The following is a 13,140-nucleotide window of genomic DNA, read 5'->3' on the forward strand; positions in this document are numbered from 1 at the left end:
GAATCAAGACTGGTGCCAGTGGAGGACCCGGCGCTCGGCGAGCGTCACGAGCCAGAACAGCAGCGACCCGAGCGCCGCGAGGACGAAGATCGCTGCCCACACCGTAGCCAGTCTGTTCTGCGAGCTGGCCACCTGTATCACGCTGCCGAGCCCGTCGGCCGAGCCCGCGGCGGAGAGCTCGGCGACCACGGCCCCGATCATCGAGAGCGGGAAGACGATCCGCAGCGAGGCGAAGACGTAGGGCAGCGATGCCGGCACGCGCAGGTGGCGCAGCACCTCGAACCGGCTCGCGGCCACCGTGCGATAGACCTGCAGCACCGGGCCCGGCACCGTACGCAGGCCGGCGGCCACGTTGATCAGGATCGGGAAGAAGCAGACCAGCGCGGTCAGCACCACCTTCGGCGCCATCCCGAAGCCGAGCGCGACCACGAGAAGCGGCGCGATCGCCACCAGCGGGGTCACCGAGAGCACCACGGCCACCGGCATCACCGCACGCCGCACCACGCCGATCTCGCTCACCACGACGGCGAGCAGGAACGCCGCCACGAACCCGATCCCCAGCCCCACCAGCGCCTCGCTCAGCGTGACGAGCGTGTTGGAGACGAAGTAGGCCGGGTCGTCGCTCAGCACGGCCGCGATCTCGCCGAGCGGCACGAACAGGTAGGGCATCTGCCGCGCGCCGACCTCCCAGGCGAACCCGAGCACCACCAGCAGGAGCACGAACGGGAGCCAGTAGGCCGGGCGGAGCACCCGCCGCCTCACCGCACGACCCCGCTGTGGCTGAACGCGTCGCGCAGGCTCTCGCGCAGCGCGAGCTCGTAGGCGTGGAACTCCGGCGAGGTGATGACCTCCTGGTGACGCGGGCGGGGCAGGTCGATGTCGATGACCTCGGTGATCCGGCCCGGACGCGGCGCCATCACCACCACCTTGTCGGACAGCCTGACGGCCTCGGAGATCGAGTGGGTGACGAAGACGACCGTCGCACGGGTCTGCTCCCACAGCTCGAGCAGCTGCTCCTGGAGCGCCTCGCGGGTGAACTCGTCGAGCGCACCGAAGGGCTCGTCGAGAAGGAGTACGTCGGGGCGCAGCCCGAAGGCGCGCACGATCGCCGTCCGCTGCTTCATGCCGCCGGAGAGCTCGGCCGGAAGCTTGTGGAGCGACTCCCCCAGGCCGACCTCGCGCAGCATCGCCTCGAGATCGGGGCGTACGCGATCGCCGCCGCTGCTCCTGTCTCCGCGACCCTTGACACGACGACTGCTGACGCCACGCCGGTTGACCCGGTGGGGCAGGGTCACGTTGCCGAGCACGCTCAGCCAGGGCAGCAGGGCGGGCGTCTGCGGCACGAACCCGAACGCCTTCGCCTCGGCCGCCTCCCGCGGGCTCAGGCCGCACACGGTGACCCTGCCGGCGCTGGGTCGCTCCTGCCCGCTGATCAGCCGCAGCAGCGTCGACTTGCCACAGCCCGAGGGCCCGATGACGCTCACGAACGTGCCGGGTTCGATGCTCAGGTCGATGCTGTCGAGCGCGACCACCTCGGACAGGTCGGCCTGCTCGTAGAGACGACGGATCCCGCTCATCTCGATCGTCGCTCTGCCCACGCCTCGAACGGTAGTCGCTCCGGGCTCTCGATAGTGTGACGGGCGTGCGTATCGCCACCTGGAACATCAACTCCATCCGCTCCCGCATCGACCGAGTCGAGGCATTCGTCGAGCGCCACTCGATCGACGTGCTGGCGCTGCAGGAGACCAAGGCCAAGCCCGACCAGATCCCGACGATGGGTCTGGAGGCCCGCGGCTACGAGCTCGCGACGGTCGGCTACAACCAGTGGAACGGGGTCGCGATCGCCTCGCGCGTCGGGCTGGCGGATGTTCAGGTCGGCTTCGAGGGCATGCCCACCTTCAACGACGCCGCCGAGGCCCGCGCCATCTCGGCGGTGTGCGGCGGCGTACGGGTCATGAGCGTCTACGTGCCCAACGGACGCAAGCCCGACGACCCCCACTACGCCTACAAGCTGGAGTGGATGGCGGCGCTCCAGAAGGCGTCCGGGGCATGGCACGGCGAGACGTCCGCGATGGTCGGCGACTGGAACGTCTGCCCCTTCGACGAAGACTGCTTCGACCCCAAGCAGTTCACCAGGTCGACGCACCTGACCCCGCCCGAGCGCGAGGCCTACTTCGCCATCGAGAAGGACTTCAAGGACGTCGTACGCCCGTTCGTCCCCGGTCCTGACGCCTACACCTACTTCGACTACTACCGCCAGCGTTTCGAGCGCAACCGCGGCCTGCGCATCGACTTCGTCCTCGGCTCGCCGGCGTTCGCCGAGCGGGTCACCGGCGCCTTCGTCGACCTCGACGAGCGCAACCCGGCGATCGGCACCGGCGCCCCCTCCGACCACGCCCCGGTGATCGTCGACCTCGCCGACTGAGCGATCATGTCCAGCGGCATGGGTGAGCGAACCGAACAGCACGACACCGTCTGGAGCCGCGGCACCGTGTGCGCGTTCCTCCTGGTCGCGACCGGTGCCGTGATGGCGCTGCACGCCTGGGTCCCGTCCGCCTACGGCCTCGGCAGCCTCGTGGAGACATTCCTGCCGTGGCTCGGGGCGGTCGCGGTGCTGCTCGTGCTCATCGGGCTGCTGCGTCGCTCGGTCACGGCCGTCATCGCGTTCCTGGTGCCTGCCCTCGTCTGGGCCTGGATGTTCCGCCCGGAGCTGTCCGACCACCAGGCCGACACACCGCGCCACGACCTGGTGGTCGTGCAGCACAACGTGGGCGACACCAACAAGGACATCGACGGCACCGTCGAGAAGATCCTCGCGGCCTCGCCCGACGTGGTGACGCTCGACGAGGTGCTCCCCCGGCGCATCGACGACTACACCCGAGCCTTCGGCGACGCCCTGCCGCACCACGCGACCTCCGGCACCGTCGGAGTCTGGTCGGCCGAGCCGCTGGTGAACCCGACGCCGCTCGACCTACGGCCGGGCGGCGTCGACGCCTCCTGGCGACGCGCCCTGCGTGTCGAGGTGCGCCCCGACGACGGCCCGAACGTCGCCGTCTATGCCGTGCACCTGCCCTCCACGAGGCTCGGCCTGCGTGGCCTGAACCTGTCCGTGCGCAACGAGAGCATCCGGCTGCTCGCGAAGAAGCTGGCCGACGACGACGCAGACGTGCTGATCGTCTCCGGCGACCTCAACACCGCCTACGGCGACCGCGCGCTGCGTCCGGTCACCTCGCAGGTCAGCGAACCACGGCACCGGTTCGGGTTCACCTTCCCGGCCGCGCTCCCGCTGATCCGGATCGACCACGTGCTCGCACGCGGGGCGGTGGTCGAAGACGTACGCCCGATGGACCGCACCGGCAGCGACCACCTGCCCGTGGTCGCGCTACTTCGGTGGCAGTGACTCGGCCATGGCCACGGCCCAGCCCACCCAGTCGGCGAGCGCGTCTCCGCCGAGCAGGTCGGCGGAGACGTTGACATATCCCGACATCGTGCGGGTCCCCATGGTCATCGGCCCGGCCCCGGCGGCGATCGCGGTCTCGTAGGCCGTCTTGCCCGTGCGTACGAGCAGGTCGTCGGCGCCGACCGCGCACGCCATGTTGCCGTTCACCATGAACGCGAGCGCGCCGAACATCTGCTTCTCGGTGGTGCCGGCGGGCACGAGATCACGCACCCGATCGGCCAGATCAGAGTCGTAGGCCATGTCCCCATGGAAACACGGCCCTCGCGGCGGGAGGCAAAACTGTCGGTGGTGCCTGCGAGGATCGTCGGCATGGAGATCTGGATCCTTGTGCTCGGACTCGTGATCGGTCTTGCCCTGGGCGCCGTGCTCGGGGTGCTATGGGTCCGCGCGCGCAGCGTCGACTCGGTCGCGGCGGGGATGGTCGACCAGGCCGAGGTGATGCAGGGCCTCGACCGGCTCAGCGACCAGATGCAGCATCTCGACCGAGAGCGCGCCCGCTGGCAGGGGCAGTTCCAGACCGAGGTCGGGCGCCTGCAGACCGAGACCAGGTCGCTGTCGACGGCGCTGCGCAAACCCCAGGTCAGAGGCCGGTGGGGCGAGATGCACCTGCGGCGTGCGGTCGAGCTGGCCGGGCTGGTCGACAAGTGCGACTTCTCCGAGCAGGTCCACCTCGAGGACGGGCGCCTGCGGCCCGACCTCGTCGTGCACCTCTCCGGTGGCAAGGAGATCGTCGTCGACTCCAAGGTGCCGCTCGACGCCTACCTCGACGCCGCCTCCGCCGACAACGACGACGACTACCGCGCCCACCTGCGCAGACACACCACCCAGCTGCGTACGCATGTGGACCAGCTCGCCTCGAAGTCCTACTGGCGCTTCCTGGAGGAGTCGCCGGAGTTCGTGGTGCTCTTCGTGCCGGCCGAGTCGTTCCTCTCCGCGGCCCTGGAGACCGAGCCCGGCCTGATCGACTACGCCGCCGACCGTCGCGTCGTGCTGGCCTCGCCGACCACCCTGATCGCGCTGCTCCGCACCGTCGCCCACGGGTGGTCGCACGAGGCGCTTGCCGAGCAGGCCCGCGAGATCCACCGGCTCGGCCGAGACCTCCATCAGCGGCTCGGCACGATGTCGAACCATCTGGACGGCATCGGCCGCTCGCTCAACACCGCTGTCACCCGCTACAACCAGGCGATCGGCTCCCTCGACAACCGGGTCCTGGTCGCGGCCCGACGTTTCAATGAGCTATCGGTCACCGACGACGATCTCGAGACGCCGCGCCCGGTCGAGATTCGCGCCGTTGAGCGCCTCGCGAGCGTGCGCGAGGATGATCGGCGCGCCGCCGAGAATGGCGACGCGCCGGGCCCTAACGTGGTCTCGGATACACAAGCTGCATACGAGAGATCGTGACCCCGAAATGAGCGAGCGCACCATCTGGGAGGAAGGACGCGAGTCCGGCCGCCATGTCGTCGCGCTCGGATCCGCTATCTCTTTGACGGTGACCTTCGTCGATCTGCTCATCGACGAGCAGGTCGGCCTCCTCTTCGACCTCACCTTCGTGGCGATCGCGGTGACGCTCGCGCTCATCGTGCGCCCCAGCGACTTCTTCGTGGTCGGGGTGCTCCCGCCGCTGATCATGCTCGGCATCTTCATCCTGCTCGCCACGACCCAGCCTGGTTCGATCGCCGACCGTGACGACAGCGCCGTGCAGGCCGTGATCAGCGGCCTCGGGCATCACTCGATCAGCCTCTTCATCGGCTACGCCGCATGCCTGGGCTGCCTGGTGATGCGACGCCGAGTGCTCCGCCAGCGCAGCGAAGAGGTCGACGAGGACGAGCGCGAACGCGCGATGGCGTCCTAGCGGTCAGTCGACGGCCAGGAAGCCGGAGACGTCGCCGGCCCCCTCACGCAGGATCTCCGGCTCACCGTCGGACCAGTCGATCACCGTGGTCGGCTCCGCCGACGTCTCGCCGGCCTCGATGACGATGTCGACCTGGTGGTCGAGCGCCTCCTTGACGTTCCAGCCGAAGACCTCGGGCTCGGTCTCCCCCGGCAGGATCAGCGTCGAGGACAGCAGCGGCTCGCCGAGCTCGTCGAGCAGGGCCTGCACGACGGCATGCTCCGGGATGCGTACGCCGACCGTCTTCTTCTTCGGGTGCATCAGGCGGCGCGGCACCTCCGGCGTCGCCGGGAGGATGAAGGTGTAGGGGCCTGGGGTGGCGTGCTTGATCGCCCGGAAGGCGCTGTTGTCGACGTGCACCATCGTGCCGAGCTGTGCGAAGTCCTTGCAGAGCAGCGTGAAGTGGTGACGATCGTCGAGACCACGGATCTTCAGGATCCGGTCACGCCCGTCCTTGTTGCCGATCCGGGAGCCGAGGGCGTAGCCGGAGTCGGTCGGATAGGCGATCAGCTGGTCGTCGCGCAGGGCGTCGACGACCTGGCGGATCAGCCTGGACTGCGGATTGACAGGGTGTACGTCAAGGAATCGGGCCACGTCTCGACCCTAACGCCATCGCCCGGTCCGGGATCAAGGGTTAGCGAGCCGCGGCGGCCTTGAGGTCCTTGCGGAGCTCCTTGGGCAGCGCGAAGATCAGCGACTCCTCGGCGCTCTTGTGGGCCGTGGCGTCGGGGAAACCGTGCCTCTTGAGGAAGTCGACGACCCCCTCGACCAGCTTCTCGGGCACGCTCGCACCGGAGGTGACCGAGACGCTGCGTACGCCCTCGAGCCATGCCTCGTCGATCTCGCTGGCGTCGTCGACCCGGTAGGACGCCTTGGCGCCGGCCTCGAGGGCGACCTCGACCAGACGGACCGAGTTGGAGGAGTTGCCGGAGCCGACCACGATCACCAGGTCGCTGGCGGCGCCGATCTCCTTGACCGCCTGCTGGCGGTTCTGGGTGGCGTAGCAGATGTCGTCGCTGGGCGGGTCGAGCAGCTCGGGGAACTTCACGCGCAGAGCCGAGACGGTCTCCATCGTCTCGTCGACGGAGAGGGTGGTCTGGGAGAGCCAGACGACCTTCGAGGGGTCGGGCACCTCGACGTTGGCGACGTCGTCGGGCCCCTGCACGAGGGTGGTCGCCTCCGGCGCCTCACCCATCGTGCCCTCGACCTCTTCGTGGCCCTCGTGGCCGATCAGCAGGATGCTGAAGCCCTCGCGCGCGAACCGCTTGGCCTCCAGATGCACCTTGGTGACCAGCGGGCAGGTCGCGTCGATCGTCTTGAGCTCGCGCTCGGCGGCATCGGAGTGCACGGCCGGCGAGACGCCGTGGGCGGAGAAGACCACGGTGGCACCCGAGGGCACCTCGTCGAGCTCGTTGACGAAGACGGCACCACGGTTGCGGAGGTCGTCGACGACGTGCTTGTTGTGCACGATCTCCTTGCGCACGTAGACCGGCGCGCCGTAGAGGTCGAGCGCCTGCTCCACCGTGATCACCGCACGGTCCACCCCGGCGCAGTAGCCGCGCGGCTCCGCGAGGAGGACAGCCTTCTCGTCGTCGGAGATCAGCCGTGGGGTGCCGAGGTCGATACTCATGGGTTCCAGTCTAGAGATCATCCCTGAGATCGCCGAGTCGGCTCATCCTGACCACAATCTGCGTCGAGTCGGCTCGTTATGACGAGCCGACTCGGCATGATCGTGCGTCAGGATGCGCCGACTCGACGCGGTCGGCGACTACTAGGGTTGGGGCATGGCCCTCGACACCTCACCCGAGTCACCCGCTCCGGTGCGGCAGATCGCCAACGCGATCGGTGGCTGGATCGACCGGCTCGGCTCGGTCTGGGTGGAGGGGCAGGTCGCGCAGATGAGTCGGCGGCCTGGGATGCAGACCGTGTTCCTGACCCTGCGGGACTCGGTGGCCGACATCTCGGTGCCGGTGACGTGCACCCGGTTCCTGCTCGACAGCCTCAACCCGCCGCTGGTCGAGGGGGCGTCGGTGATCATCCACGCGAAGCCGTCCTACTACGCCAACCGCGGCACGCTGTCGCTGCAGGCCCGCGACATCCGGCCGGTCGGGCTGGGCGAGCTGCTGGCCCGCCTCGAGCAGCGGCGGCAGCTGCTGGCCGCCGAGGGGCTCTTCGCGGCCGAGCTCAAGCGACCGCTCCCGTTCCTGCCGGGCACCGTCGGCCTGGTCACCGCAGCCAACTCCGCTGCCGAGCGCGACGTGCTCGAGAACGCGAAGCGGCGCTGGCCGCAGGTGCGCTTCGAGGTGGCGTACGCCGCGATGCAGGGCACCCGCAGCGCGGCCGACGTGGTCGAGAAGCTGCAGCGGCTCGACCGCGATCCCGAGGTCGACGTCATCGTCATCGCTCGCGGCGGCGGGTCGGTCGAAGACCTGCTGCCCTTCTCCGACGAGCATCTGATCCGTGCGGTGCACGCCGCCCGCACCCCGGTCGTCTCCGCGATCGGGCACGAGCCCGACTCACCGCTGCTCGACCTGGCTGCCGACGTACGCGCCTCGACGCCGACCGACGCCGCCAAGCTCGTGGTGCCCGACGTGGTCGAGGAGCAGCGCATCGTGGCCACCGGGCGCGACCGGCTCCGCGGCGGGATCACGGCGCTGATCCATCGCGAGCAGACCCTCCTCGACGCGCTGCGCTCGCGACCGGTGCTGGCCGACCCGCGCTCGCTGATCGACGCCCGCCGCGACGAGGTGACGTCGCTGCGCGACCGTGCTCGCCGCACGGTCGGCCATGCCATCGACCGTGCCGCCGACGACATCGGCCACCATCGTGCCCGGGCCCGGGCCCTGTCTCCCCTGGAGACCCTGCGACGTGGCTATGCCGTCGCCCAGGACGCCGATGGCCACGTGCTCACCAGCGTGGCCGACACCGCCGAGGGAGCCACGGTCAGCATCCGTCTGGCCGACGGCCGCCTGAGAACCACCATCGTCTCGACCGAGAAGACCGACTCCACCAAGGATGGCACCGATGACTGACGACACCAGCGAGCTCTCCTACGAGCAGGCGCGCGAAGAGCTCGTCGAGGTGGTGCGCAAGCTCGAAGCAGGCGGCATCACCCTCGAGGAGTCGCTGGCTCTGTGGGAGCGTGGCGAGAAGCTGGCCACGCTCTGTCAGGAGTGGCTCGACGGCGCCCGCAAGAAGATCGACGCCGCGATCGAGGACTGACCGGCTACTTCAACGGTTCGGTCGTGAGCCGCGTCAGGTAGTCGCGTACGTCGCCGTCCTTCGGCCCCCAGACCATCAGCGTCTGCTCGCCGACATCGGCCGAGTAGCCGGTGTCGCCGTCGGCGTCGGACCACTCGGTCCAGGTGTCGGCGACGTCGGTCTTGATGCTGACCTCGTCGCCCTCACGAGCCTGGGTGTCGACGTTCTTCTGGGCGATCGCCTGCGCCGAGCGGACAGAGAGCTCGAGACCGACGTAGGAGGTCTCGCCCTTCACGAACGACATCGTCCACGCCGGCTCCTCGCCGCCCTGATAGGTCGGTTCGGTGTTGGCGTACCAGCCCGAGGGCAGCTCGCGCGGGTAGATGACCTCGAGGTCGGCGACCTGCGCGCTGCGTACGGCATCGGCCCAGTCGGCCTTGTAGGTCTGGTTGGCTCCGCTCACCTCGCGCTCGAGGTTGCCGCGCCACTGCACGACGAGCACGATCGGCACCACGAGGACCAGCAGGAAGATCATCGACCCGATGAGGGCACCGAAGGTGCGGGGGTAGCTGCGCGCCGGGGTCTCCGGCTGCTCGCTCGTCGACTCTGCGGACGGCTGCTGATCGGTGTCGCTCACGTCCTCCATGGTCCCACGCGGCCGAACTCGCCTCGAATCGTGGTCGCCGCGACCTCGATCACGAGGTTGGTCGTTCCGCAGATGCGGATTCCTCTCCCCAGGAGCACCCCGCAGATGCGATACTCCTCCGGTGCCCACCTACCGCATCGCCGAAGCCGCAGACCTCCTCGGGGTCAGCGACGACACCGTGCGTCGCTGGGTCGATGCGGGCAGAGTCGCCGCGACGACCGAGGGCGGCCGTGCGGTCATCGAGGGCACGGTGCTGGCCGAGCTCGCCACCGAGCTCGCCGACGCCCCCAACCCCCACCGGGCCAGAGACGTCAGCGCGCGCAACCGTCTGCTCGGCATCGTCACCAAGACCACCACCGACACCGTGATGGCGCAGGTGGAGATGGTGTGCGGCCCCTACCGGATCGTCTCGCTGATGAGCACCGAGGCGGCCAACGAGCTCGGTCTCGAACCCGGCGTCAGCGCTGTCGCGTCCATCAAGTCCACCAACGTCGTAGTGGAGCGTCCATGACCAGAAGGACCGACCTCTCCCGCATCCGGACCACGGCCGTCGTGGCGGCCGCGGCCGCGCTCGCCCTCTCGGGCTGCGCAGGTGGCGACGAGAGCGACAAGGAGCTGACGGTGTTCGCGGCGGCCTCGCTGACCGACACCTTCACCGAGCTCGCCGAGAAGTTCGAGAAGGACCACCCAGGGGTGAAGGTCACCACCAGCTTCGGCGGCTCCTCCGACCTCGTCGCCCAGATCGAGGACGGCGCCCCCGCCGACGTCTTCGCCTCGGCGGACACCAAGAACATGGACAAGCTCGGCAAGCTGGCCACCGACCCGCAGGACTTCGCGTCCAACACCTTGGAGATCGCCACCCCTCCGGGCAACCCCGCCAAGATCACCGGCTTCAAGGATCTGGCCGGGCCCGGAGCCAAGGTCGTCGTCTGTGCGGTCGAGGTGCCGTGCGGCAACGCGACCGCGCAGATGGAACAGAAGACCGGCGTCGACATCGAGCCGGTCAGCGAGGAGCAGTCGGTCAGCGACGTGCTGGCCAAGGTCAGCTCGGGCGACGCCGACGCCGGTCTCGTCTACGTCACCGACGTGACCGCTGCCGGCGACACCGTGACGGGGGTCGAGTTCCCCGAGTCCGACCAGGTCGTGAACACCTACCCGATCTCCACCCTCGACGGCTCAGACGATGCCGATCTGGCGCAGGAGTTCGTCGACCTAGCGCTGGCCGAGGCCGGCCGGAAGGTGCTGAGCGATGCCGGCTTCGGCCAGCCCTGATCTTCTCGGGACGTCCAGGCGGACGGACCGGCAGCGGGGGGCCGGTCCGTCCGTCGCGATGCCGCGCTGGCTGTGGTTCCCGGCGGCGATCGCCGCAGCGTTCATCCTCGTCCCGCTCGCCGCGATCGTGCTGCGCGTCGACCTGGCGGAGCTCCCGGAGCTGATCACCTCGCCGTCCGCGCTCGAGGCGCTGTGGCTGAGCCTGCGCACCGCCGCCGCCAGCACACTGTTGTGCATCCTCCTCGGCGTACCTCTCTCGACGGTGCTCGCCCGCACCAGCTTCCCGGGCCAGGGGCTGATGCGCTCCCTGGTGCTGCTGCCGCTCGTGCTGCCACCGGTCGTCAGCGGCCTGGCGCTGCTCTACACCTTCGGTCGCCGCGGCCTGCTGGGCCAGACGCTCGACCTGTTCGGCATCCAGATCCCGTTCACCGTTGTCGCCGTGGTGATGGCGCAGACCTTCGTCGCACTGCCGTTCCTGGTGATCAGCTTGGAGGGAGCCCTGCGCACCAGCGGCACCCGGTACGAGGCGGTCGCGGCGACCCTCGGCGCCCGCCCCACCACGGTCTTCAGACGGGTCACGCTCCCCCTGGTCGGGCCGGGCCTGCTCTCCGGCTCGGTGCTCGCCTTCGCCCGCTGCCTGGGTGAGTTCGGCGCCACGATCACCTTCGCGGGCAACCTCCCCGGCGTCACCAGCACGATGCCGCTGCAGGTCTACCTGCTCCGCGTCGACGACCCCGACGCCGCGGTCGCGCTCTCCCTGGTGCTGGTGGTCGTCGCGGTCGCCGTGATCGGCTTCGCCCGTCAGGGGAGGGCCCTGTGAGAGCACGAACCACAAGATCGTGCGCGACGGAGGTGGCGGCGTGAGTGCGCTCCACCTCCGGGCGGTGATCGCCCAGCGCGGTATCGACGTCACCCTCGACGTGGCCGCAGGTGAGACGGTCGCCCTCACCGGACCCAACGGCGCCGGCAAGTCGAGCCTTCTCGGCGTGATCGCCGGTCTCCTGCGTCCCGACGATGGAGAGGTACGCCTCGGCGACCGCGTCCTCGCCACCACTCCCCCGCACGCCCGCGGGGTCGCGCTGCTCGCCCAGGACCCTCTCCTGTTCCCGCACATGTCCGTGCTGGCCAACGTCGCGTTCGCGCCGCGCTCTCGAGGCGTACGCCGCCGGCAGGCCAACGAGCTGGCCACGCGGCAGCTCGACCAGATCGGCGCGGCAGACCTCGCGACGCGCAAGCCGTCGCAGATCTCCGGCGGCCAGGCGCAGCGGGTGGCGGTGGCGCGAGCTCTGGCCGCCGAGCCCGAGCTGCTCCTGCTCGACGAGCCGATGGCCTCGCTCGACGTCGACGTACGCCCGGCTCTGCGTCAGACCCTCCACGACGCGCTGGAGGACAGGACGGCGATCATCGTCACCCACGATGCCGCCGACGCGCGCGCTCTCGCCGACCGCGTGGTGGTGCTCGAGGCCGGTCACATCGTCGAACAGGGTCCGGCCCAGCAGGTGCTCGACGACCCGCAGTCGGCGTTCGCGACGAGGTTGGTCTCCGGTTCGATGTGAGGCTCGATGTGAGGATCGATGTGAGGATCGTCTCTGGAACGTTCCAGTGACACCCCGGAGGTCTCACCGGCCCTGGCCGATAGATTGACCCCATGAACGACACCCAGCCGCTCAGCGTCGCCCCCACCGCTCCTGACCGCAACCTGGCCCTCGAGCTGGTGCGGGTCACCGAGGCTGCAGCGATGGCCGCGGGCCGCTGGGTGGGGCGTGGCGACAAGAACGGCGCCGACGGGGTCGCGGTCGAAGCGATGCGCACGATGATCTCCACGGTCGCCATGAACGGCGTCGTCGTCATCGGCGAGGGCGAGAAGGACAACGCCCCCATGCTCTACAACGGCGAGGAGGTCGGCGACGGCACCGGCCCGGAGTGCGACGTCGCGGTCGACCCGATCGACGGCACCACCCTGTGCGCCAAGGGCATGAGCAACGCGGTCGCCGTGATGGCGGTCGCCCCGCGCGGCACGATGTACGACCCCAGCGCCGTGTTCTACATGGAGAAGCTGATCACCGGCCCCGAGGCCGCCGACGTGGTCGACATCCGGCTCCCGGTCGCCGAGAACATCGCAGCGGTCGCCAAGGCCAAGGCCACCAAGCCTTCCGACGTCACCGTGATCGTGCTCGACCGGCCCCGCCACGACAAGCTCGTCGAAGAGATCCGTGAGACCGGCGCCCGCATCAAGTTCATCACCGACGGTGACGTCGCCGGTGCCATCTCCGCCGCCCGCGCGGGCAGCGGCGCCGACCTGCTGCTCGGCATCGGCGGCACCCCCGAGGGCATCGTCGCCGCCTGCGCGATGAAGGCCATGGGCGGCACCATCCAGGGCCGCCTGTGGCCCAAGGACGACGAGGAGCGCCAGCGCGCGCTCGACGCCGGCCACAACCTCGACCCCGACTTCGTGCTCCACACCGACGACCTCGTCACCGGCGACGACTGCTTCTTCGTCGCCACCGGCATCACCGACGGCGACCTGATGCGTGGCGTGCAGTATCTCCCCCACGGCACCGTCGTCACCGACTCCCTGGTCATGCGCAGCCGCTCCGGCACCATCCGCAAGGTCACCTCCGAGCACCAGCTCGCCAAGCTCCAAGCCTACAGCGCGATCCACTTCTGAGG

At 69.6% G+C, this 13,140-nt stretch carries 17 protein-coding genes; 11 read left to right on the plus strand and 6 right to left on the minus strand.

Features of this window, described 5'->3' with window-relative positions; genetic code table 11:
- Positions 1–3: 3 nt before the first annotated feature.
- Together FB381_RS18470 and FB381_RS18475 are read right to left on the minus strand one after the other, a co-directional pair.
- On the minus strand, positions 4–750 hold the full coding sequence (locus FB381_RS18470; RefSeq protein WP_246088190.1) for an ABC transporter permease: 747 nt from the start codon (positions 748–750) through the stop codon (positions 4–6).
- Positions 751–758: 8 nt separating this feature from the next.
- On the minus strand, positions 759–1,598 hold the full coding sequence (locus FB381_RS18475) for an ABC transporter ATP-binding protein (protein WP_211352488.1): 840 nt from the start codon (positions 1,596–1,598) through the stop codon (positions 759–761).
- Positions 1,599–1,642: 44 nt separating this feature from the next.
- Between FB381_RS18475 and FB381_RS18480 the strand changes: the two genes are divergently transcribed.
- Together FB381_RS18480 and FB381_RS18485 are read left to right on the plus strand one after the other, a co-directional pair.
- Positions 1,643–2,425, plus strand: coding sequence for an exodeoxyribonuclease III (locus FB381_RS18480; RefSeq protein ID WP_141781632.1), 783 nt, complete (start codon positions 1,643–1,645; stop codon positions 2,423–2,425).
- A gap of 18 nt (positions 2,426–2,443) precedes the next feature.
- Positions 2,444–3,400: an endonuclease/exonuclease/phosphatase family protein gene (locus FB381_RS18485; protein ID WP_170225223.1), complete on the plus strand. Its 957-nt coding sequence runs from the start codon at positions 2,444–2,446 to the stop codon at positions 3,398–3,400.
- Here the strand turns inward: FB381_RS18485 and FB381_RS18490 are convergent.
- Positions 3,383–3,700 (minus strand): TfoX/Sxy family protein, encoded by a 318-nt coding sequence (locus FB381_RS18490; protein ID WP_141781634.1) that lies wholly within the window; start codon positions 3,698–3,700, stop codon positions 3,383–3,385. The genes FB381_RS18485 and FB381_RS18490 overlap by 18 nt on opposite strands.
- Positions 3,701–3,769: 69 nt before the next feature.
- Between FB381_RS18490 and FB381_RS18495 the strand changes: the two genes are divergently transcribed.
- Together FB381_RS18495 and FB381_RS18500 are read left to right on the plus strand one after the other, a co-directional pair.
- Positions 3,770–4,861, plus strand: a complete 1,092-nt coding sequence (locus tag FB381_RS18495; RefSeq protein WP_141781635.1) for a DNA recombination protein RmuC — start codon at positions 3,770–3,772, stop codon at positions 4,859–4,861.
- Positions 4,862–4,868: 7 nt separating this feature from the next.
- The gene (locus tag FB381_RS18500; protein ID WP_141781636.1) at positions 4,869–5,312 is read left to right on the plus strand and encodes a DUF6542 domain-containing protein; all 444 of its coding nucleotides are present in this window, start codon (positions 4,869–4,871) and stop codon (positions 5,310–5,312) included.
- A 3-nt stretch (positions 5,313–5,315) separates the two neighbouring features.
- On the opposite strand, the gene FB381_RS18505 is transcribed toward FB381_RS18500, so the two are convergent.
- Together FB381_RS18505 and FB381_RS18510 are read right to left on the minus strand one after the other, a co-directional pair.
- Positions 5,316–5,945, minus strand: a complete 630-nt coding sequence (locus FB381_RS18505) for an L-threonylcarbamoyladenylate synthase (protein ID WP_141781637.1) — start codon at positions 5,943–5,945, stop codon at positions 5,316–5,318.
- Positions 5,946–5,985: 40 nt separating this feature from the next.
- Positions 5,986–6,981 (minus strand): 4-hydroxy-3-methylbut-2-enyl diphosphate reductase, encoded by a 996-nt coding sequence (locus FB381_RS18510; RefSeq protein ID WP_141781638.1) that lies wholly within the window; start codon positions 6,979–6,981, stop codon positions 5,986–5,988.
- 154 nt (positions 6,982–7,135) lie between these two features.
- Here FB381_RS18510 and xseA point away from each other — a divergent pair, with 154 nt between their 5' ends.
- Together xseA and FB381_RS18520 are read left to right on the plus strand one after the other, a co-directional pair.
- Positions 7,136–8,383, plus strand: a complete 1,248-nt coding sequence (gene xseA, locus FB381_RS18515) for an exodeoxyribonuclease VII large subunit (RefSeq protein ID WP_141781639.1) — start codon at positions 7,136–7,138, stop codon at positions 8,381–8,383.
- Positions 8,376–8,573 carry an exodeoxyribonuclease VII small subunit gene (locus FB381_RS18520; RefSeq protein WP_141781640.1) on the plus strand — a complete coding sequence of 66 codons (198 nt, stop codon included), beginning with the start codon at positions 8,376–8,378 and terminating at the stop codon, positions 8,571–8,573. Before xseA ends, FB381_RS18520 begins: the two co-directional genes overlap by 8 nt.
- Positions 8,574–8,577: 4 nt before the next feature.
- On the opposite strand, the gene FB381_RS18525 is transcribed toward FB381_RS18520, so the two are convergent.
- Complete coding sequence (locus tag FB381_RS18525; protein ID WP_170225225.1) at positions 8,578–9,189, minus strand: DUF4245 family protein; 612 nt, start codon at positions 9,187–9,189, stop codon at positions 8,578–8,580.
- 130 nt (positions 9,190–9,319) lie between these two features.
- Here FB381_RS18525 and FB381_RS18530 point away from each other — a divergent pair, with 130 nt between their 5' ends.
- From FB381_RS18530 to glpX, 5 genes are all read left to right on the plus strand, one after another.
- A complete protein-coding gene (locus tag FB381_RS18530; RefSeq protein ID WP_141781642.1) occupies positions 9,320–9,709 on the plus strand; it encodes a TOBE domain-containing protein in 390 nt (129 codons plus the stop codon).
- On the plus strand, positions 9,706–10,470 hold the full coding sequence (gene modA / locus FB381_RS18535; protein WP_141781643.1) for a molybdate ABC transporter substrate-binding protein: 765 nt from the start codon (positions 9,706–9,708) through the stop codon (positions 10,468–10,470). The genes FB381_RS18530 and modA overlap by 4 nt, the downstream gene beginning before the upstream one ends.
- Positions 10,471–10,528: 58 nt before the next feature.
- Positions 10,529–11,290: an ABC transporter permease gene (locus FB381_RS18540; protein ID WP_141781644.1), complete on the plus strand. Its 762-nt coding sequence runs from the start codon at positions 10,529–10,531 to the stop codon at positions 11,288–11,290.
- Between the two features lie 40 nt (positions 11,291–11,330).
- Positions 11,331–12,026 (plus strand): ATP-binding cassette domain-containing protein, encoded by a 696-nt coding sequence (locus FB381_RS18545; RefSeq protein ID WP_141781645.1) that lies wholly within the window; start codon positions 11,331–11,333, stop codon positions 12,024–12,026.
- A gap of 92 nt (positions 12,027–12,118) precedes the next feature.
- Positions 12,119–13,138: a class II fructose-bisphosphatase gene (glpX, locus tag FB381_RS18550; RefSeq protein ID WP_141781646.1), complete on the plus strand. Its 1,020-nt coding sequence runs from the start codon at positions 12,119–12,121 to the stop codon at positions 13,136–13,138.
- The last annotated feature ends 2 nt before the right edge of the window (positions 13,139–13,140 follow it).

Origin of the sequence: Nocardioides albertanoniae, from assembly GCF_006716315.1 — a bacterium.
GTDB lineage: Bacteria > Actinomycetota > Actinomycetes > Propionibacteriales > Nocardioidaceae > Nocardioides > Nocardioides albertanoniae.